The following is a 19,314-nucleotide window of genomic DNA, read 5'->3' as shown; positions in this document are numbered from 1 at the left end:
TAGCCAAGCAAGAGGGTTTGGTTTGGGACACACCGTCGCCGCCCAGCGGCCAACGGTGAAGTGACCGCGCCGCAAACGACCACACAATGTACGACCACATTCTCATTCCCGTCGACGGGAGCGACGAATCCACGGCAGCCGCGCGGCGCGGCCTCGCACTGGCCAGGGACTTTGATGCAACGGCCGAGGCGGTTCACGTCGTCGACCAGCGAGCACGTAGGCTCACGCGAACGGACCGCGAAAGCGGACATCTCCGCGAACACGGCGAGTCCGTCCTCGCGGACATCGAATCGCTCGCCGCCGATATCGGCCATCCTGTCACGACGGAACTTCTGGAGGGGAAACCGAGCGTGCAGATCGACGAGTACGCCCGCGAAACCGACGCAGGACTCATCGTCCTCGGTCGACAGGGAATGACCGGCCTCGGGAAGCGCCTCCTCGGCGGGGTTACTGAACAGGTCCTGCACCGAACTGCGTTGCCTGTGCTCGTCGTTTCGGGGGCGGAGGAGACGGGAACTACCGGATTCGATTACTCGCGGATACTCGTCACGACTGACGGCAGCGCGAACGCCGAAACGGCGACACGACACGGTGCGGCGGTTGCAGACTGTTACGACGCGACAGTACACGTCCTCAACGTCGTCGATATCCAGGCCGCCGGCGGGGCGTTCAACGCCGGCGGGCTAAACGAGACGTTCATCGAACGACTGGAAGAGAACGGGCGTGACGCCGTCGCAGCAACCGCTGACGAACTCAAAAGAACGGCCCCGGACGTATCGGTTGAAACCGCCGTCGAACGGACGACCTCGCTCGACGGTGTCGCCACCGGTATCCGTGAGTACGTTTCCGACCGGGACATCGACCTCGTCGTTATCGCGTCTCACGGCCGTTCGAACCTGAAGCGCCAGCTGCTCGGTAGCGTCACGTCGCAACTTCTCCGAACCGCTGACGTCCCCGTACTGGTGACGCCCCGTTGACTTGAGAGAGTGTACGAACCACCCGTTCTATGTATCGTGCGAACGTATCCCAAGCAGGTGCCGGACAATGCCAGAAACTTGCGGTATCTGTGGCGAGACGGTCCCGTTCGACGCTACCGTCCACGCGATGATTCACACTCACAGCGAGACTGGCGTCATCGACGCGTACGTCTGTCAGGACTGCTACGACGAGCGTCTCGGACCGATGTTCGAACGGGTAGACACGCAGGAACAGTCGCCCTGAAGTCGCCGTTTCAATAGGCTGTTACGGGTGGGTAGGACCCGCCTACCCCAGGACTACTCGTTCCGGCGGAGCCGCTCCACAACGAACTCCTGATCCAGTTTCGCGATGAACGTCCCGAGCTGCGGGCCTTCGGTGTCGTCGAACAGGAGCTGGTAGCCGGCTGAAAAGAACTCGCCGATATCGATGTCGTTTCGCTTCGCCGTCTCGTAGATCTCGGATTGAATCGCCTCGCCGTCGTGGCCCTCGGCGATGAAATCGGCCAGTTCGTCCAGCGCGGCCGCCGTCTCGTCGTCGAAGGACACGTCCGGAATCTCGGTTCGCTTGAGTTCGTAGTTGAACTCGTTGTCAGTGCGGCTGGCCCACTCCTGGGCGCGCTCGACGCGGGCGAGCGCCTGTTCGACGGCCCACTCTGGTGCGTCATCCGGGATGTGGCCCTCCTTCCGGGCGATCTGTTCCCGAAGCGCCGGGTCGTCGGTCATCCCGAGCACGGCGGCGAACGTGTAGGGGATTCGAACCCGCTGTTCACGCGGTTCGTCCACAACCATCGGATAGGCTCGCTCGGCGAGTTCCGCGTCGTCCTCGCTGGCCTCGGCCTCTCCGAAGTACCGCCGCTCGAACCGGTCGAACTCGTCGACGAGCTGGTCGACGTTCTCGACGGAGAAGTCCCGCTGTTTCCGGGGGTCCTTCACGAAGAAGTACTTGAACACCTCCGGTTCGAGGATATCGAGCACCTCGTCGACGGTGATGACGTTGCCCGAGGAGGAGGAGAGCGGTTCGCCGTCGAGCGTGAACCACTCGTACACCATCGGGACCGGCGGCTGGATGTCCAGCACGTTCTCGGCGACGTCTTCGCCGGAGGGCCAGGAGCCCTCGGCGTGGTCCTTGCCGAAGGGCTCGAAGTCGACGCCCAGAATCTCCCACTGGGCGGGCCACTCGAAGCGCCACGGGAGCTTTCCGTCCCGGAGCGTCGCCGTCCCCTCGTGGCCACAGCCCTCGATGGTCTGATCGCCGGCCTCGACGTCCTCACAGACGTATTCGACTTCTCCGGCGTCGAGGTCGACCGCCGTGACGCCCTCGGTTATCTTCCCGCAGTCGGCACACTGGGGCAGGAACGGGACGTAGTCGTCGTCGACCTTGTTCTGGTACTCTGCGAGCACGTCGCGGGCCCGATCGGCGCGTTCCAGCACGCGCCGCGTCACGGGCTCGAACTCGCCGTCGGCGTACAGCTCGGTGTTCGAGACGAACTCCACGTCCACCCCGACCAGCTCGGCGCTTTTTCGCAGGAGCGTCGTGAAGTGGGCACCGTAGGAGTCACAGCAGCCGAAGGGGTCCGGGATATCGGTGTACGGCTTTCCGAGGTTCCGCCCGAGCGCGCCGGCGTCGACCTCGCCGAGGCCGACGACGTTCCAGTCGAGGTCGGCGAGCTGGCGGGGCACCGCCCGGAGTCGGTCCTTGTCGTCTGCGGTGAACACCTGCCGGACCTCGCGGCCGCGGTCCCGCAGGGCCTCGGCGACGTAGTAGCCCCGCATAATCTCGTTGAAGTGGCCGATGTGGGGGACGCCCGAGGGGGAGACGCCGCCTTTGATGACTATCGGCTCGTCGGGGTCGCGCGCCTCGATAGCGTCGGCGACGGAGTCGGCCCAGAAGGCACGGCTACCGCCGCGGCCGACCTCGTAGGGGTCTTCCGCCATCTATGCCTCCGGGAGGATCTCGGATCCTTCGAACTCGCCGTCCTCCACCGCGCGCACGACGCGTTCGGGGTCGGTACCGTCGAGCACTATTGTCCGGATGCCGGACCGCTGGATGATCTTCGCGGCGAGCAGATCTACGGGAGCGCTGCTGCCGGCGTCCATCTCGATGTCGGCGATCACGTCGACGAGTTCGTCCGCGCCGAGTTCGTCGAACTGCGTCGCGTCGTCGTCCTCGTTCGGGTCGGCGTCGTAGACGCCTGGGACCGACGTCGCGTACACGAGCAGGTCCGCGCCCACGTACTCCGCGAAGGCGGCCGCCACGGCGTCGGTGGTCTGTGCCGCGACGATGCCGCCGAGGACGGGGATGTCCCCGCGACGGATGGCTTCCCGGCCCTCGTCGTAGCTCTCAGCAGGCGTCGGTGCCGCGCGGTCGTCCAGGGCGGCGATGAGCAGCCGGCCGTTCAACCGCGTGACGGCGATGCCGAGCTGGTCGAGTTCGATCTCGTTCGCGCCGAGGTCACGAGCGCTGCCGATGTAGTCGCGGGCGGTCGGTCCGCCGCCGACGACGGTTCCGAGCGTGTGCCCCTGTGCATCGAGCGACTGGATGGCGTCGGCGTAGGCGGCGACCCGGTCCGCGTCGAGGTCCGGGGCCAGTACGCTTCCGCCAATGGAGACGACGACTTTCATTAGCCCGCCGTAACCGCGATGCACTCTTAAGGGTTGTCAAGGCCACTGGTCGCCGTCTCTCTAGGTCGTCCTTTCTGGTCCCCACAGCGACTGCTGTCGACTGGGCTCGGAGCAGACAACCGTGTGACGCGTGCCTGACGCGCTGACACGCGTCTGACGGTTCTGCCACTCTATCAGCGAAATATGCCGTTTACTGGTGCCCCAGAAGGTGATATTCCTCTTTTACAGACCGTTCAAAACACGCCGACACGAGAAGCAATCTATGGGCTGAGAAAGCTTTGTAAAACGTCTAAAAGAATCTGAAAGCGTCGTAAAAAATGCGTTTTAGCTCGATTTGTCCTGAAAGTGACCGAAGTGACCTGAAGGTTCCTTCCTTTATATACTCCCGGCGGGGTTACGGAGAAGTGAGGTGACAAAGATGAGCGCTACTGCAACGCCCTCCGGCGAGGAAGAGCCCTCCAAAGAAGAGCGACTGAAGTCGTTCCTCGCAGAGAAGGCAAGTGACGGCGAGATGTATTTCAAGAGCAAGTTCATCGCTGACGAAGTCGGTCTCTCTCCCAAGGAGATCGGTGCCCTGATGGTCAAGCTCAAGGACAGCGCATCCGAGATCAATGTCGAGAAGTGGTCGTACACGAGCGCGACCACCTGGCGTATCGAGCCGGCGTAGGCGACTGGTCCCCGCGTACATTTCTCGGACGGTTTCACCTGCCAGCCGTGTGATCGTTCGCGGAGTATTTGTGCCCGCACCATTTACGCATAGTCGATGAGTGGTTCCGCCGCCGATCCGCCGTCGCCTGACCGACTGGCCGGCGTGTTCTCCGTCTCGTCAGTGCGGCGGACGGGCGGAACTGTCAAGTACATCGGCGACCCGCTGGTGCCTCCGGACGCAGTCGCTGAGCAACTCGGGCCGGTGTTCCGACAGCGGGGCTACGACGTTCGACTCGAAGAACTCGACCCCGAATCGACCGATGCGACTACCGCGACGAGCAACGGTGGAACTACTGTTGTCGGTGGTCCAGCGGTCGATGATTCGATTACTGCCTCCGGTGATGCGTTGAAGCCGCGCCCGAACCAGTACGCGCTGGTGGCGGAGCCCGCCGACACGGGCGCCGGCGGCATCCCGTGGCTCAACATCGGGCTCCTGCTCGCGACCATCGCTTCTACCCTCTACGTCGGGGCGAGCGCCTGGTACTACATTCCGGTCGCTGAGGCACCGCTTCGGATTTTCGAGGCCTGGCCGTTCGTGGTCGCGATGCTCGGCGTACTCGGTATCCACGAACTGGGCCACTACGCCGCGGCCCGCTACCACGGCGTCGACGTGACGCTCCCCTATTTCATCCCGTTCCCCTCGTACCTCGGGACGATGGGGGCGGTCATTAACATCCGCGGGCGCATCCCCGACCGAACGGCGCTGTTCGACATCGGCGTCGCCGGCCCGCTCGCCGGCCTCGTCGCGACGACCGTCGTCACCGTCATCGGCCTCTCGATAGACCCGATTACGGTTCCGGAACGCGTGGCAAACAGCGACACCGGCGTCATCATCACGTTCAATTATCCGCTGCTGTTCCAGGCGCTGGAGGCCCTGGTGAACACGCTGGGACTCGGGACCGAGGTCGGTCCCGGCGAGTCGGTCCACCCGATCGTGTTCGCCGGCTGGGCCGGGATGTTCTTCACGTTCCTGAATCTGCTCCCGGTCGGGCAACTCGACGGCGGCCACATCGTGCGGTCCATCGTCGGACAGCGCCAGGAAACCGTCGCCGCCGCCGTTCCCGGCGCGCTGTTCGCACTCGCCGGCTACCTGTATTTCACCCGCGACCCGCCGCCGGTCGGCTTCGGCGTCTGGGGGCTGTGGGTGTTCTGGGGCCTGTTCGCTACTGGGCTCGCGTATGCTGGTCCCGCCAGACCGACCGTGGACGCGACGCTGGACCGACGGCGGATGCTCCTGGGCCTGTTTACCTTCATACTGGGACTGGCCTGTTTCACGCCGGTTCCGTTCGAGATAAGTGCGATTTGACCGTTAGCTCGCGTCGCGGTCTGGCCGTTCTCAGTGTGAGTACCCGCGGTCCGGAAGCGCCTCCCCGTCGAGCGTGACGCCGCGCTCGGTGACCGTTCCGATCCGGTGGAGCGGGCACGGCACGGCCTGTTTGGCCTCGGGAACATCTGACTCGGGCAGCGTACAGACCAGCTCGAAGTCCTCGCCGAAGAACACGCCCAGCTCCCGTCGTTCCTGTGGCGTCTCGGTGAGCGCGTCGACTTGCGCGTCTATCGGGAGCGGTTCCTCGATAGCGAACCCACAACCGCTGGCCTCGGCCAACTGGTAGAGCGAGCGGGCCAGGCCGTCGCTCGAATCCATCATCGCCGTCGCGTGCGCTCGGAGTGCGACGCCTGCACGCACGCGGGGTTCGAACTGAAACAGCTCGTTCGCCCGGCCAGTGTCGCCCCGGTCGAACAGTTCGAGGGCGGCGGCTGACCGGCCCAGCGTTCCGGTGACACAGACCGCGTCGCCGGGTGTCGCGCCCGAACGCCGGACCGGGTCCGCGGTGGCCCCGATAGCTGTCGTCGCGACGGTGAACTCGTCGTGGCTGTCCAGGTCACCGCCGACGTACTCCGCGCCGACCGCGTGACACACGTCCTGTGCGCCGTCGACGAACGCCGCGAGTTCGTCCGCTTCGAACGACGGTGCGCCGTACGCAGCCACCGCGGCGCTCGCGTCGGCTCCCATGGCGGCCACGTCCGACAGCGAGGCGGCGACGGCCCGCCAGCCGGCTGTGTAGCGGGTCGTCCCCGTCGGGAAGTCCGTCCGCTCGTGGAGCATGTCGGTCGTGATGACCTGCCCGTCCACGACGGCGCAGTCGTCGCCCGCGTCGGGAAGCCGGTCGGCGAGGTCGGCGAGTGCAGCCCGCTCGTCCATACCCGGTCGTCGGTGTCCCGGGGCAAAACCCCCGCGGATATCGGTTGGCGGGACAGGGTCGGTGGGTTGAAACCGGAGACTGACAATCCCATCCACATGGATGGGAACCGGTTGGCGACGGTCGCCGGGTTCGCGGCGGCGCTCGCCGTCCTCGCGGGGCTGGTGTGGCTCGTCGGCATCGGCGAGACGCTGGACGCGCTCACGACGGCAGATCCGGGGGCGCTTCTCGCCGTCGCGGGCATCGCCATGCTCTGGCTCGTCTCGTGGGGGCTGGCGCTGTGGACGGTGCTGCAAGCGCTCGGAGCGCCGGTGGCGCCACACACTGCCGTTCTCGTGTTCGTCGCCGCCGTGTTCTCGAACAACGTCACGCCCTTCGGTCAGGCCGGTGGCGAGCCACTGAGCGCGCTGCTGATATCGACGGCCGCCGACACCGAGTACGAGACCGGGCTGGCGGCTATCGCCACCGTCGACACGGTCCATTTTCTGCCGTCGGTCGGTTACGCCATCGTCGGCTTCACGTTTGTCGCCGCCGGTGCGGTCCAGTTGACCCGGAACCTGGCGTTTGCCGCCGGTGCTGTCGCGGTACTCGCGGTCGGTATCCCCATTGCCGCTGTCCTGGGCTGGCGACACCGGTACCGTGTTCAGGCGGCGATCACTCGCGGTGTCGCACCGGCCCTCGCTACGCTGTCGGATATCGTGCCCCGGTGGTCACCGCCGTCCGCGGCCAACATCGAGGGGCGAATCGAGGGGTTCTTCTCAGCCATCGAACGCATCGCGACGGACCGGCGGACAGTCCTCCAGACCTTTGGGCTTTCGGCGTTCGGCTGGGCCTGTCTATCGGCCTCGCTGTGGACATCGCTGTACGCCGTGGGGACGCCGGTGCCGGTCGAGGTCGTCCTGCTCGTCGTCCCCGTCGCGAGCATCGCCAGCGTCGTGCCGCTCCCCGGTGGGTCCGGCGCTATCGAAACGGTTCTCGTGACGCTACTGGTCTCGACAGCCACGGTTTCGGCCGCCCTCGCCACCTCGGCGGTGTTGATCCACCGCGTCGGGAGCTACCTGTTGCCGACGGTAATCGGTGGCGGCGTCGCTACCGCGCTCGGCGTCGACCGGGCCGCATCGCCCGAAGAGTGACGACCGTTCACAACTGGAGGTGGGTGGCATCATCGCTGCCCTACGGGCGAGTGAACGGTTCACGCCCGCCGACTGCGAACGACGCGTTTAAATGACGGCGACGGAAAGAAATCTGCAATGGCTACACTCTACGACGTTCCCCCCGAGGAACTCATCGAGGCACTCACGGAGACGCTCGCAGACGAAGACGACATCGAAGCGCCGGACTGGGCCGAGTACACCAAGACCGGCGTCGACCGCGAACTCCCTCCTGAGCAGGAAGACTTCTGGGCGCGACGCGCGGCCAGTCTCCTCCGGAAGGTCGCCGTCGACGGCCCCGTCGGCGTCAACGCCCTCCGCTCCGAGTACGGCACCTCGAAGCAGGGGACGACCCGCTACCGCGTCCGCCCCCACCAGAAGACCAAGGGCTCGGGCAACATCATCCGGACGGCGCTCCAGCAGCTCGAAGACGCTGGCTACGTCGAGACCAGCGAGAACGACGGCCGCCGCATCACCGGCGAGGGCCGCAGTCTCCTCGACGACACCGCAGGCGACCTCCTGACGGAACTCGACCGTCCGGAGCTCGAACGCTACGCGTAACTGACGCCTTTCTCGCTGTTTTTCAGTCGGTCCGTAGCCCCTGCTCCGAAATCGTTTTCCGACCGACTCCAGTACTTTCATACAACTATGAGTGGCGACCCCAGCGAGGAGGAACTCGAAGAACTCCGGAAAAAGAAGATGGAGCAGCTCAAGGAACAGCAGGGAGACGAGGGCGAGGCGCAGGAGGCGGCCAAGCAGCAGGCCGACGCCCAGAAGCAGGCAGTCCTCAAGCAGAACCTCACCGACGGCGCACGCAAGCGGCTCAACACGGTCAAGATGTCGAAACCGCAGGTCGGGGAGCAGATCGAACAGCAGGTCGTCGCGCTGGCCCAGAGCGGCCGCGTGCAGGGCCGGATCGACGAGGACCAGATGAAGGAGCTCCTCTCGGAGCTGACGCCCGACTCCAAGAGCTTCGACATCAAGCGCCGGTAGATGGAGTGTGCCCTGTTGTACAGCGGGGGCAAGGACTCGACGCTGGCGGCGCTCTTGCTCGACCCCTTTTACGACGTGACGCTCGTCAGCGGCTCCTTTCGCGTCTGTGACACCGACCCCGCTCGGGAGAGCGCGTCGGCCGTCGGCTTCGACCACGCGACGGTCGATCTGGACCCGAACGTGGCCCACGATGCCGTCGAACAGATGTACGACGACGGCTATCCGCGGAACGGCATCCAGCAGGTCCACGAGCACGCCGTCGAAACCGTCGCCAGCGCTGACTGGGTCGCAGGCGCCGACGGTATCGACACACTCGACGCCGTCGCTGACGGCACCCGGCGTGACGACCGGGTGCCGACGGTGGGCCGCCCGCTCGCACAAAGCGTCGAGGATCGCTTCGGCGTGGACTACCTCGCGCCGCTTGCTGGCATCGGCCGCGGCGCTATCGACGCGATGGCCGCCGACCGACTCATCGTCGAGAGCGGTCCCAGCGCCGAGATTCCGAAGGCCGACTACGAGGTCGAACTCCGCGCGCTCTTGCGGGAGCGCTACGGCGAGGGTGCCGTGGCCGACGTATTCCCCGAGCACACGCAGTCCCGCGTGCAGGGCCTGCGGTAGCCGTCGGCGGTTCGAGTCCTGCGCGTGCGTTCGTCAGATTAGGCGATGTCCCGGCTGGTGTCCACGCTGATGCGATCTGTGAGGTCGAGGCATATCGGTTCGGTGAGCGCCCGGCCCCCGCGGAACTTCGGGACGAAGAGCCTGTTTTCGATAGCGTCGTCGTTTCGCTTCGTTTCGAGGTCGAACACGACGTCGCTCGTGTACTCTGTCCGGTGGCGCTGTGACGGCGTGGCGCTGTGTTTGAGCGCGTACAGGACCGCGACGCTGTCAGTCTGTGCGAGTCTGGCCTGCAGCGTTTCGAGGAAGGCCCGAAACTCTCCCGTGTCCGCGCGCTCAAGCGGTTCGACCGGGTCGACGACGAGGAGCGAATCTTCGGTGAGCCCCTCGACGTGGGCGAGCGCATCGCTGACCGGGGCCTCCCGATCTAGTTGGCTGACTGCGAGATCGTCGTAGGTCCCCCGCTGGGACCGCAGTGCCGACGTGACCGTCGTCGGTGCCTGTTCGCCGGAGAGATACACCGTCTCCTGCCGGGCGACGAACTCGGAGAGAAACAGCTCCGCCTGGCTCGCCGGTTCGGCGAGCAGCGTGACGAGGCTTCCAGTCGGAATGCCGCCGTTTAATTTCCGGTCGAGTGCTCGAACCCCCGTCTCGAATCGCTGCGTCACTGTCTCACCCCGCGCGGCGTCCACCGATTCACTGCCCATCCCATACAGACACGCCCGTCAGAGTCTCCCTTTGTTGTCGGCTCTCTAACGCGTACCATCTACCGTATAGCCGGTCTCTATCGCTATCGCCGCCAGCGCGTGGTAGTCGATATCGCTGTTACGGACAGACTGTCGGCGAAACCAGCAGTGTTTCGGCGTCTTAGTGGGTCTCTACCGGTAGGTATTGGCGCGTGTTCGAGGGTCACGGCCGGCGTGAACGAACAGGTTCAAGCGCGCCCTCGCTGTAGACGCGGACATGTACGACTCCGTCAAGGGCTTTCGTGATTTCTACCCCGAGGAGATGCAGGCTCGGCGGTGGGCCATGGACACGCTGGAAGACGTCGCACAGCGCTACGGCTTCCGGGAGATCGGCACGCCGGCTCTCGAGCCGACCGAGATGTACGTCGACAAGAGCGGCGAGGAGATCGTCGAGGAACTGTACAGCTTCGAGGACAAGGGCGGGCGCGAAGTCGCGCTCACGCCGGAGCTGACGCCGACCGTCGCACGGATGTTCGTCGCCAAGCAACAGGAGCTCTCGAAGCCAATCAAGTGGGTGTCGACGCGGCCGTTCTGGCGCTACGAGGAGCCCCAGCAGGGCCGGTTCCGGGAGTTCTACCAGACTAACGTCGACATCTTCGGGTCGGCGGAGCCGACGGCCGACGCCGAGATTCTGGCCGTCGCCGTGGACATGCTCACCGACCTCGGGCTAACGGGCGAGGACTTCGAGATCCGCGTCTCCCACCGGGACATCCTCGCTGGCGTGCTGGAGTCCTTTGGGGCCGACGTGGACGTGCCCGAGGCGATACGCGCGGTCGACAAGCGGGCGAAGGTCGACCACGACGACTACCTCGATGCGCTCGTCGAAGCGGGGCTCAACTACGGGCAGGCCGACAAGTTCGACGAGATGCTGCAGATCGACGCCGAGGAAATCGACGCGCTCGCGGACCTCACCGGCTCCGAGGACGTCCGCGCGGCGACCGACAATCTTCAGGCAGTGCTCGACGCGGCCGAGGACTTTGGCGTCCGCGAGCACCTCACCGTCTCGTTGACGACCGCACGCGGGCTGGACTACTACACCGGCGTCGTCTTCGAGTGCTTCGATTCGACGGGCGAGGTCTCTCGCTCGGTGTTCGGCGGCGGCCGCTACGACGACCTCATCGAGGGCTTCGGCGGCCAGTCGACGCCGGCCGTTGGCTTCGCGCCCGGCCACGCCACCCTTCAGTTGCTCTGCCAGCGGGCCGGCGTCTGGCCCGCCGAGGAGCTGTCGACGGACTACTACGTCCTGCAGGTCGGCGACACGCGGCCGACGGCGGCCCGCATCGCCCGGGACCTGCGCGAGCGCGGCCACGTCGTCGAGAGCGACGTCGCCGACCGCTCCTTCGGCGCGCAGATGGGCTACGCCGACGGCATCAACGCCGAGATGGTCGTCATCGTCGGCGAGCAGGACCTGGAAAACGACGAGGTGACGCTCAAGGAGATGGACGACGGCGAGCAGGTCAGCGTCCCGCTCTCGGAGTTCCCCGGCGACCACGAACGGCCGACGTTCGAGGACTTCACGGAATAGCGCGGCCGAGCGGCCGACCGACGACAGTAGCTTTTTGCGACCGCCGTGTTGATTGTCCGACATGCAGCTCCCCTCCATCGCCCTCCCGAGGTGGAAGCTCGTCGCCGCCATCGTGATACTGTCGACGGGCGTCGCCATGCTCGGCGGGGCGGCCGGCCTCGGCAACGTCATCGCACCGGTGTCGATAATCCTCGGCTGGTTCATCCTGGCCCCGCTCGTCGCCCTGTTGGGTTCGGAACTGCCGATGATTGAGTCCCCGGAGGACGAGTCAGAGACGGACGAAACCGCCGTAACTGCCCCAGCGGAGTCGCCGGTGGACCCGGTCGACCACCTCCGCGAGCGCTACGCCCGCGGCGAACTGACCGACAGCGAGTTCGAGCGGCGACTTGACCGCCTGCTGGAGACCGAATCGCTCTCGGCGAACAGCGGGACCGAGAAGGGGGTCCGTGAGACCGACAGAGAAGTCAGTCTCGAAACCGAGTGACGGCCATCGTATTCGGGCCGTACCGCAGGCGGGCGGTCAGTGCGAGACACTCGACATTTCACTCCTTCGCGCTGACGACCTCGATGCCACTGTCAGTCAGGCGAACGTACAGAAGCGTATCGTCCGGTCCTGGATCAACCACGTCGTCGAGTTCGGGCGCACAGCCAGCCATTCCGATGTCGTTGAAGCCACAGGCGTCACAGACCGCCGCGTCGACCAGCGGGTGGTACGTCCCGTTCCGCTCGGTCGCCGGGAGGTAGCCAGCGTCCTCGATTACCGTGCCACACGCCTTGCAAGTCAGTGTCTCCGGGTGCGAGGCGAGGTCCATACACCACTTTCGCGTGGCCGCTATTTATCGCTGTGTGGGCCGTCCGCAAGGGTGGCCGATCAGAGTGCCCGCTCCATCTCCATCTCCACGCGCTCTTTGGCGATTGTTTCGAAGCCAACCGATTCGTACAGTGCTCGGGCGACGTGGTTCGTGTTCGAGACGGAGAGCCAGACGCGGTCGAGCCCGTTCTCCTGCCCGTATCCAAGGAGCACGCGGATGAGTTGTGAGCCGATGCCGGCGTGCTGGTAGTCCGGATGGACGAAAATCGCCAGTTCCGAGGTGTCTTGGTACGGGACGAGGACGGCGTGGCCGACGGCTTGCCCCTCGTGCCAGACGACGACGTTCAGGCCGTCTTCGACAAGATTTGGCAGCCAGTCGCGAATGTCTGCTTCAGTCCGTGGTGGCACGCCCTGTGACCGGGAGTCGGTCCCGAAGTCAGCATACATCTCCACCAGTGGGTCGATGTCGCCGTCATAGGCCTCGATTGTCACCGTCCGCCCGTCGTGGTCGGTGAACGTTTCGGGCGGGCGGGGGAACTCGTGATCCGCCGCGGCGGCGTTGGACATACTCACTCCTTTGTTCTCAGCATGCCTAAGTTCGTCTATCCTTCCCAGCCACTGAGATTCGGGCGAGACAAGTGGCTCGCAGTCGTTACATCGGTATGCGCGCCTATCGCGTGGCCTACGACGGCCGACCGTATCACGGGTTCCAGCGCCAGCCCGATGTCGACACCGTCGAGGGGCGACTTCGCTCAGCGCTCGTCCGCCTCGGCGTTTGCGAGCGCGGCGACGGCTTGCCCGAGCGCTACGCCGCTGCCGGTCGGACTGATGCCGGCGTGTCCGCGCGGGCACAGACCGTCGCCTTCGACGCGCCGGCGTGGCTCTCGCCGACGGCGTTCAACGGCGAGCTCCCCGACGACGTTCGCGTGTGGGCCAGCACCGACGTCCCCGACGGCTTCCACGCGACCCACGACGCCGCCGAACGCACGTACGCCTACTACCTGTACGCGCCGACGGACGCAGACCGACCCGTCGACGACGAGCGGTGGGCCGATGCCGTCGACGCGCTCGCTGGGACCCACGACTTCCACAACCTCACGTCGGACGACACCGGAACCGAGCGGACGGTGGACATCGACTGGACGCGGGACGGCCAGTTCCTCGTCGCTCGGTTCACGGCCGGCGGGTTCTGCCGCCAGTTGGTCCGGCGGCTCGTCGCGCTCGCGGCGGCTGTCGCGGACGGCTCCGCCCCGCTGTCGAAGATTGACCGTGTCCTCTCGCCGGAACCCGTCAGCGGCCCCGACGGCGTCCCGCCGGCCCCGCCCGAACCGCTCGTGCTGAGCGACGTTCGTTACCCGGCCGTTGCGTTCAGTCGGGACGAGGATGCCGCCGCAGACGCGCGGACGGTCTTCGATCACCGACGCGCGAACGCCCGCACGACTGCGCGGGTCGCCGGTCACATCACTGACGGGCTGTAGTTCTCTGGCGCGCAGCGCCGTTCCACAGTGGTTTTCCCGGGTCCGGTGTATCGGTGCCCTATGCGAGCCGTCCACGTCGCGGAGCACGGTGACCCGTCCGTCCTCGCCACCACGACACAGTCGCGGCCCGACCCGGGATCCGGCGAGATTCGGATCCGCGTGGCCGTGGCCGGCGTCAACTTTGCCGACATCGCCAAGCGCCGCGGCACGTACCCTGGCGGGCCGTCACCGCCGTACATCCCTGGTATCGAGGTCGCTGGCCGCGTCGACGCCACCGGCGACGGGGTCGCTCTCGAACGAGGGGACCGAGTAATGGCGTACGTCCTGCGGGGCGGGTACGCGGAGTCGGTCGTCGCCAGCGAGGAACGCGTTCGGCGCGTCCCCGACGAACTCTCGCTTCGCGAGGCCGCCGGCGTCCCGATACAGTGGCTGACCGCGCACAACACGCTGTTCGAGTGGGGCGGACTCGGCGGCGATGAGATCGTCCTCGTGCTCGCGGCGGCCGGCGGCGTCGGCTCCGCCGCGGTCCAGTTGGCCGGGACACAAACGGACGCGACCGTTCTCGGGGCGGCGAGCACCGCCGAGAAACGGGCGTTCGTCAGCGAACTGGGCGCTGACGAGACGATCGATTACGTCGACCGGGACCTGACGGCCGCCGTGGACGCCGCCACGGACGGCGCGGGCGTCGATCTGGTACTGGATGGCGTTGGCGGCGACGCTTTCGAGGCGAGTCTTGACGCCCTCGCACCCGGTGGCCGCGTCGTCACGTACGGCCTCGCCAGCGGCGAGGTCCCGTGTGTCTCGACGCCAAGACTCATATTCGGGAACCACAGCGTCGTCGGCTATCACCTCGGCCATGCCGCCGACCACGACCGCCAGCGGGTGTTCGGCGCGTTCGACCCGGTCCTGTCGGCGCTATCGGCCGGCGACGCGTCTGTTCAGGTCGACCGGGTGTTCGATCTGGACGACGCGGCCGCCGCCCACGAACACGTCGAGAACCGCCGGACGCGGGGGAAGGTCCTGCTGGAACCGTAACACAGTGGGCTATCGAGCGCGGGTCGTCAACCGATAGAAAAAGATAGGTTGACGGGGTGGTACCACCCGGGTATGACTGTCGCCGTCGTGGGCGCGTCGATGACGGAGTTCGGCGTCCGAAAGCCGCGTCTCCGAGAATTGCTCGCCACAGCGGGCGCGCACTGCCTCGACGATGCGGGTGTCGCGCCGCGGGCCGTCGACCACCTTTACCTCTCTGAGTCCGGCGGGGCCTACGAGTCCAAATGCGGGCTGGTGAACGCGCTGAAAGACGACCTCGGACTCGGACGGGCTTACGCGACGGGTATCGAGCAGACTTCGGCGGCCGGCGGGGCAGGCATCGCCGCCGCCTGGCGCTCGGTCGCGTCGGGCGAGAGCGACCTGTCGCTACTGGTCGGCGGCGAGAAGATGACCCACCTCTCGACGCCGGTTGCGTCCGACGTAGTATCCGCGATTACCCATCCAGCGGAGTACAAACACGGCGTGACAATCCCTTCTTTCGCGGGTCTGACCGCCAGGCACTACATTGAGCGGTTCGACGCGCCCCGCGAGTCGCTGGCGCGCGTCGCCGTGAAGAACCACCGGAACGGCCTTGACAACCCTAACGCGCATTTCCAGTCGGAGATAACCGTCGACCAGGCCCTCTCGTCGCCGGTCATTGCCGACCCGCTCCGGTTGTATGATTTCTGTCCCATCTCCGACGGGAGCGCGGCGCTGCTGTTCGCGACTGAGGAGCGCGCCCGGGCACTGACCGACGACTACGCTCTCGTCGCCGGTGTCGCGGGCGCAACCGGGAGCCAGGTGATCCACGAGCGGTCGGACCTAACAGCGATGGCCGCTGTCGAAACGGCAGCCGAGCGAGCCTACGACGCCGCCGACTGCGGTCCGGCAGACCTCGACGTGGTCGAACTCCACGACATGTTCACCATTCTGGAGTTCCTGCAACTGGAGGCGCTGGGGATCGCCGAGCAGGGAACGGCCTGGCAACTCACCAGGGACGGAGCGACCGCCCGCGACGGCTGCTTGCCGGTCAACACCTCGGGCGGGCTGAAGTCGAAGGGCCATCCAATCGGGGCCTCCGGTGTCGCTCAGGCCGTCGAACTGTACGAGCAACTGACTGATTCCGCCGGCCCGCGCCAGATTGACGCCGACGTGGGCCTGGCCTGCAACGTCGGCGGGTTCGGGAACGCTGCCGTGGCAACGATACTCGAACGCCGGTGAAACGAAGGCTTACTTCGCCCCCGTCCCAAGAGCGGGCTATGAGTTCGGTACCCGCACGGAGCGACATCGACGAGGCGTACAAGTGGGATCTCGACTCCCTCTACGCCAGCGACGAGGAGTGGGAAGCCGCCTACGAGGAGGCGGAGGAACTGATCGAGGACCTGGCCGCCTACGAGGGGCGGGCAACCGAGGACGCCGCCACCCTGCTAGAGACGCTAGAGACCTACGAGGAACTGATGCGGACGGTGTCGAACGTCGCCGCCTACGCCCGGATGCGAAAGGACGAGGACACCACCGACGACACGTACCAGGCGCTGACTGCTCGCTCGCAGTCCCTCTCGTCTGAGGCCAGTTCGGCCGCCTCGTTCCTCGACCCGGAACTGCAGGATCTGGACTACGACGACATCGAAGCGATAATCGACGAGGAGCCGGGGCTGGAACCGTACGAGCACTACTTCGACGACGTGCTCCGGATGAAAGACCACACCCGCTCGGCCGAGGTCGAGAACCTCCTCGCCGAACTCGGCGAGGTCACCGGCGCGCCCGGCGAGGTGTACAATATGCTGGCCAACGCCGATATGACGTTCCCGACCGTCGAGGACCCCGATGGCGACCAGCAGCCGATCACGCTCAACAACTTCACGACGCTCCAGAAACACCCTGACCGCGACTTCCGCCAGCGCGTCTACGAGGCGTTCTACGACGAGTGGGAGACCGTCCGCAACGCCGTCGGCACGGCCTACAAGAACGCCGTCAAAACCGACGTGAAGATGGCGAACGCCCGCGACTACGACACCGCCCGCGAGGCAGCGCTGGACGGCCCGAACGTCCCCGTCGAGGTGTACGACACGCTCGTCGACACCGTCCACGACAACCTCGATACGCTTCACCGCCATGCCGACCTCAAACGCCAGTCAATCGGGGCCGACGAACTCCGGATGTGGGACCTCTACGTCCCGCTCGTGCAGGAGGAATCCCCCGAAATCGAGTACGAACAGGCCTGCGAGTACGTCACCGAGGCCGTCGCGCCGCTGGGCGATGACTACCAGTCCCGGCTCGCCGAGGGCCTGGACTCGCGGTGGGTCGACGTGTACGAGACCGAGCACAAGCAGTCCGGCGCCTACTCCGGCGGCACCTACGACTCCCAGCCGTTCATCCTGATGAACTACCAGGACGACGTGGAGTCGATGTACACGCTGGCCCACGAACTCGGCCACTCGATGCACTCTGAGTACACCAGCGAGGAGCAGCCCTTCGTCTACTCCGGCTACGAGATATTCGTCGCCGAGGTCGCGAGCACCGTCAACGAGACGCTGCTGACCCACCACCTGCTGGACGCCGTCGAGGACGAGCGCCTGCGCCGACACATCCTCAACGAGTACCTCGAACGGTTCCGGTCGACGCTGTACCGGCAGACGATGTTCGCCGAGTTCGAGCACCGCACTCACGAGATGTCCGAGGCCGGCGAGCCGCTGACCCCCGACCGACTGGACGACCTCTATCGGGACCTGAAAGGCGACTACTACGAGCCGGCGGTACTCGACGACCGCATCGCCCGCGAGTGGATGCGCATCCCGCACTTCTACCGGGCGTTCTACGTCTACCAGTACGCGACCGGGATTTCGGCGGCCGTCGCACTCGTCGACGGCATCCTCGATGAGGGCGAACCCGCCGCCCAGCGGTACATCGACTTCCTCCGGAGCGGGTCGCGGCAGTACCCGCTAGAACTGCTTCGCGACGCCGGCGTCGACATGGCCAGTCCTGACCCCGTCGAGTCCGCCCTCTCGACGTACGGCGAGTACCTCGACGAGTTCGCCGAGCTGCTGTAGGGCGGCCAGTAGCTATCCGGTGCCTGTCTGGCTGTTCGAGCCACCGGTCTAACCGAACGCTACAGCCCCGTCTCGACACGGATAACTGTTTCACCCCCTGTGACCCGAAGGCACTTTGTGTCTCAACCGTATAGTACCGACCATCCAAATGTCGCGCAGTCCCTCGCTTCCGGAACGACCACGGTTGGAACTTGATCCCGATATGACGCCTGACGAGCGTCTGGAGGCACTCCGGGAACATTTCAAAGAGATAGTACAGGTCAACGAACAGCTGACTGAGCAACTGGACGCCGCCCGTGACCGGCAGAACGATCTCACGGACGAGGTCGACCAGCTTGAACGGGAAAACGAGACGCTCAAGACGTCTTCGCTGTACATCGCCACAGCAGAGGAGCTGACTGACGACGGCGTCGTCGTCAAACAGCACGGCAACAACCAGGAAGTGCTGACGGAAGTCTCGCCGTCCATCCGTGATGGCCTGGAGGCCGGCGACCGCGTCGCAATCAACGACTCCTTCGGTGTCAAGCAGATTCTCGACCCCGAGACCGACGCCCGTGCGCAGGCGATGCAGGTCGACGGTTCGCCGGACGTCTCCTACGACGATATCGGTGGTCTCGAAGAGCAGATCCGCGAGGTCCGGGAAGCCGTCGAGGAGCCGCTCGTCAACGCCGACCAGTTCCGCGAGGTCGGTATCGAACCGCCGAGCGGCGTCCTGCTGCACGGCCCGCCCGGCACCGGCAAGACGATGCTCGCCAAGGCCGTCGCCAACGAGACCGACGCGACGTTCATCAAGATGGCCGGCTCCGAACTGGTTCGGAAGTTCATCGGCGAGGGGGCGCGACTGGTCCGGGATCTGTTCGAGCTCGCTGCCGAGCGCGAACCGGCTATTATCTTCATCGACGAGATCGACGCTATCGCGGCCAAGCGAACGGAGTCGAAGACCTCCGGCGACGCCGAGGTCCAGCGGACGATGATGCAACTGCTCTCGGAGATGGACGGGTTCGACGAGCGCGGGGAAATCCGTATCATCGCCGCGACGAACCGCTTCGACATGCTCGACCGCGCCATCCTCCGCCCCGGCCGCTTCGACCGCCTCATCGAAGTCCCCAACCCCGATGTTGAGGGCCGCGAGCGCATCCTCGAAATCCACACGCAGGAGATGAACCTCGACGACGGCGTGGACCTGGGCGCGTTTGCCACCGAGACCGACGGCCTCTCCGGCGCGGAACTGGCATCGCTGGCGACCGAGGCCGGGATGTTCGCCATCCGTGACGGCCGGACGACGGTCCAGCAGTCCGACCTCCACGACGCCCTGGAGAAGATCGAAGCCGACGACGACGCCAGCAGCGTCCCGGTCGCGTTCGCGTAATACCGGCGCAAAAACAGGTTTTCAGTGTCTTGCGGG

The 19,314-nt window shown here is 65.9% G+C and carries 21 protein-coding genes; 15 read left to right on the top strand and 6 right to left on the bottom strand.

The features are described 5' to 3' along the window. Positions 1 to 86 precede the first annotated feature (86 nt). Together ACOZ4H_RS16370 and ACOZ4H_RS16365 are read left to right on the top strand one after the other, a co-directional pair. Positions 87 to 977, top strand: a complete 891-nt coding sequence (locus ACOZ4H_RS16370) for a universal stress protein (protein WP_424330274.1) — start codon at positions 87 to 89, stop codon at positions 975 to 977. A gap of 67 nt (positions 978 to 1,044) precedes the next feature. After that, complete coding sequence (locus tag ACOZ4H_RS16365) at positions 1,045 to 1,221, top strand: hypothetical protein (RefSeq protein ID WP_008311078.1); 177 nt, start codon at positions 1,045 to 1,047, stop codon at positions 1,219 to 1,221. 53 nt (positions 1,222 to 1,274) lie between these two features. On the opposite strand, the gene lysS is transcribed toward ACOZ4H_RS16365, so the two are convergent. Continuing rightward, positions 1,275 to 2,912 (bottom strand): lysine--tRNA ligase, encoded by a 1,638-nt coding sequence (gene lysS, locus ACOZ4H_RS16360; protein WP_424330273.1) that lies wholly within the window; start codon positions 2,910 to 2,912, stop codon positions 1,275 to 1,277. Continuing rightward, entirely contained in the window at positions 2,913 to 3,599 is a 687-nt protein-coding gene (pyrH, locus tag ACOZ4H_RS16355; RefSeq protein ID WP_424330272.1) for a UMP kinase, read from the bottom strand. 418 nt (positions 3,600 to 4,017) lie between these two features. Here pyrH and ACOZ4H_RS16350 point away from each other — a divergent pair, with 418 nt between their 5' ends. Further along, positions 4,018 to 4,266 carry a DUF7123 family protein gene (locus ACOZ4H_RS16350; RefSeq protein ID WP_004518404.1) on the top strand — a complete coding sequence of 83 codons (249 nt, stop codon included), beginning with the start codon at positions 4,018 to 4,020 and terminating at the stop codon, positions 4,264 to 4,266. Positions 4,267 to 4,362: 96 nt separating this feature from the next. Beyond that, positions 4,363 to 5,613, top strand: coding sequence for a site-2 protease family protein (locus tag ACOZ4H_RS16345; RefSeq protein WP_424330271.1), 1,251 nt, complete (start codon positions 4,363 to 4,365; stop codon positions 5,611 to 5,613). A gap of 30 nt (positions 5,614 to 5,643) precedes the next feature. On the opposite strand, the gene thiL is transcribed toward ACOZ4H_RS16345, so the two are convergent. After that, positions 5,644 to 6,510, bottom strand: a complete 867-nt coding sequence (gene thiL, locus ACOZ4H_RS16340) for a thiamine-phosphate kinase (protein WP_424330270.1) — start codon at positions 6,508 to 6,510, stop codon at positions 5,644 to 5,646. Between the two features lie 96 nt (positions 6,511 to 6,606). Here thiL and ACOZ4H_RS16335 point away from each other — a divergent pair, with 96 nt between their 5' ends. From ACOZ4H_RS16335 to ACOZ4H_RS16320, 4 genes are all read left to right on the top strand, one after another. Continuing rightward, a complete protein-coding gene (locus ACOZ4H_RS16335) occupies positions 6,607 to 7,641 on the top strand; it encodes a lysylphosphatidylglycerol synthase transmembrane domain-containing protein (protein WP_424330269.1) in 1,035 nt (344 codons plus the stop codon). 117 nt (positions 7,642 to 7,758) lie between these two features. Further along, positions 7,759 to 8,220 (top strand): 30S ribosomal protein S19e, encoded by a 462-nt coding sequence (locus ACOZ4H_RS16330; RefSeq protein WP_424330268.1) that lies wholly within the window; start codon positions 7,759 to 7,761, stop codon positions 8,218 to 8,220. An 87-nt stretch (positions 8,221 to 8,307) separates the two neighbouring features. Continuing rightward, complete coding sequence (locus ACOZ4H_RS16325; RefSeq protein ID WP_050037501.1) at positions 8,308 to 8,652, top strand: DNA-binding protein; 345 nt, start codon at positions 8,308 to 8,310, stop codon at positions 8,650 to 8,652. Continuing rightward, positions 8,653 to 9,270, top strand: a complete 618-nt coding sequence (locus tag ACOZ4H_RS16320; protein WP_424330267.1) for a DUF7411 family protein — start codon at positions 8,653 to 8,655, stop codon at positions 9,268 to 9,270. A gap of 38 nt (positions 9,271 to 9,308) precedes the next feature. On the opposite strand, the gene ACOZ4H_RS16315 is transcribed toward ACOZ4H_RS16320, so the two are convergent. Further along, the gene (locus ACOZ4H_RS16315) at positions 9,309 to 9,974 is read right to left on the bottom strand and encodes an RAD55 family ATPase (RefSeq protein WP_424330266.1); all 666 of its coding nucleotides are present in this window, start codon (positions 9,972 to 9,974) and stop codon (positions 9,309 to 9,311) included. A 256-nt stretch (positions 9,975 to 10,230) separates the two neighbouring features. Here ACOZ4H_RS16315 and hisS point away from each other — a divergent pair, with 256 nt between their 5' ends. Next, complete coding sequence (hisS, locus tag ACOZ4H_RS16310; RefSeq protein ID WP_424330265.1) at positions 10,231 to 11,538, top strand: histidine--tRNA ligase; 1,308 nt, start codon at positions 10,231 to 10,233, stop codon at positions 11,536 to 11,538. 61 nt (positions 11,539 to 11,599) lie between these two features. Next, positions 11,600 to 12,022 carry an SHOCT domain-containing protein gene (locus tag ACOZ4H_RS16305; RefSeq protein WP_424330264.1) on the top strand — a complete coding sequence of 141 codons (423 nt, stop codon included), beginning with the start codon at positions 11,600 to 11,602 and terminating at the stop codon, positions 12,020 to 12,022. Between the two features lie 58 nt (positions 12,023 to 12,080). On the opposite strand, the gene ACOZ4H_RS16300 is transcribed toward ACOZ4H_RS16305, so the two are convergent. Both ACOZ4H_RS16300 and ACOZ4H_RS16295 read right to left on the bottom strand, forming a co-directional pair. Beyond that, the gene (locus ACOZ4H_RS16300; protein ID WP_424330263.1) at positions 12,081 to 12,350 is read right to left on the bottom strand and encodes a hypothetical protein; all 270 of its coding nucleotides are present in this window, start codon (positions 12,348 to 12,350) and stop codon (positions 12,081 to 12,083) included. Between the two features lie 59 nt (positions 12,351 to 12,409). Next, positions 12,410 to 12,916 (bottom strand): N-acetyltransferase family protein, encoded by a 507-nt coding sequence (locus ACOZ4H_RS16295; protein WP_424330262.1) that lies wholly within the window; start codon positions 12,914 to 12,916, stop codon positions 12,410 to 12,412. Positions 12,917 to 13,011: 95 nt separating this feature from the next. On the opposite strand from ACOZ4H_RS16295, the gene truA reads away from it, so the two are divergent. From truA to pan2, 5 genes are all read left to right on the top strand, one after another. Further along, complete coding sequence (gene truA / locus ACOZ4H_RS16290) at positions 13,012 to 13,827, top strand: tRNA pseudouridine(38-40) synthase TruA (RefSeq protein ID WP_424330261.1); 816 nt, start codon at positions 13,012 to 13,014, stop codon at positions 13,825 to 13,827. A 60-nt stretch (positions 13,828 to 13,887) separates the two neighbouring features. Beyond that, entirely contained in the window at positions 13,888 to 14,862 is a 975-nt protein-coding gene (locus tag ACOZ4H_RS16285; protein ID WP_424330260.1) for a quinone oxidoreductase family protein, read from the top strand. A gap of 72 nt (positions 14,863 to 14,934) precedes the next feature. Next, positions 14,935 to 16,080 (top strand): thiolase C-terminal domain-containing protein, encoded by a 1,146-nt coding sequence (locus ACOZ4H_RS16280; RefSeq protein WP_424330259.1) that lies wholly within the window; start codon positions 14,935 to 14,937, stop codon positions 16,078 to 16,080. Positions 16,081 to 16,118: 38 nt separating this feature from the next. Beyond that, positions 16,119 to 17,909, top strand: coding sequence for an oligoendopeptidase F (pepF, locus tag ACOZ4H_RS16275; RefSeq protein ID WP_424330258.1), 1,791 nt, complete (start codon positions 16,119 to 16,121; stop codon positions 17,907 to 17,909). 148 nt (positions 17,910 to 18,057) lie between these two features. Then, a complete protein-coding gene (gene pan2 / locus ACOZ4H_RS16270; protein ID WP_424330257.1) occupies positions 18,058 to 19,278 on the top strand; it encodes a proteasome-activating nucleotidase Pan2 in 1,221 nt (406 codons plus the stop codon). Positions 19,279 to 19,314: the final 36 nt, after the last annotated feature.

Origin of the sequence: Haloarcula amylolytica, from assembly GCF_049705545.1 — an archaeon.
In the GTDB taxonomy this organism is placed as follows: Archaea; Halobacteriota; Halobacteria; order Halobacteriales; family Haloarculaceae; genus Haloarcula; species Haloarcula amylolytica_B.
This window is presented reverse-complemented; position numbering and strand designations above follow the sequence as displayed.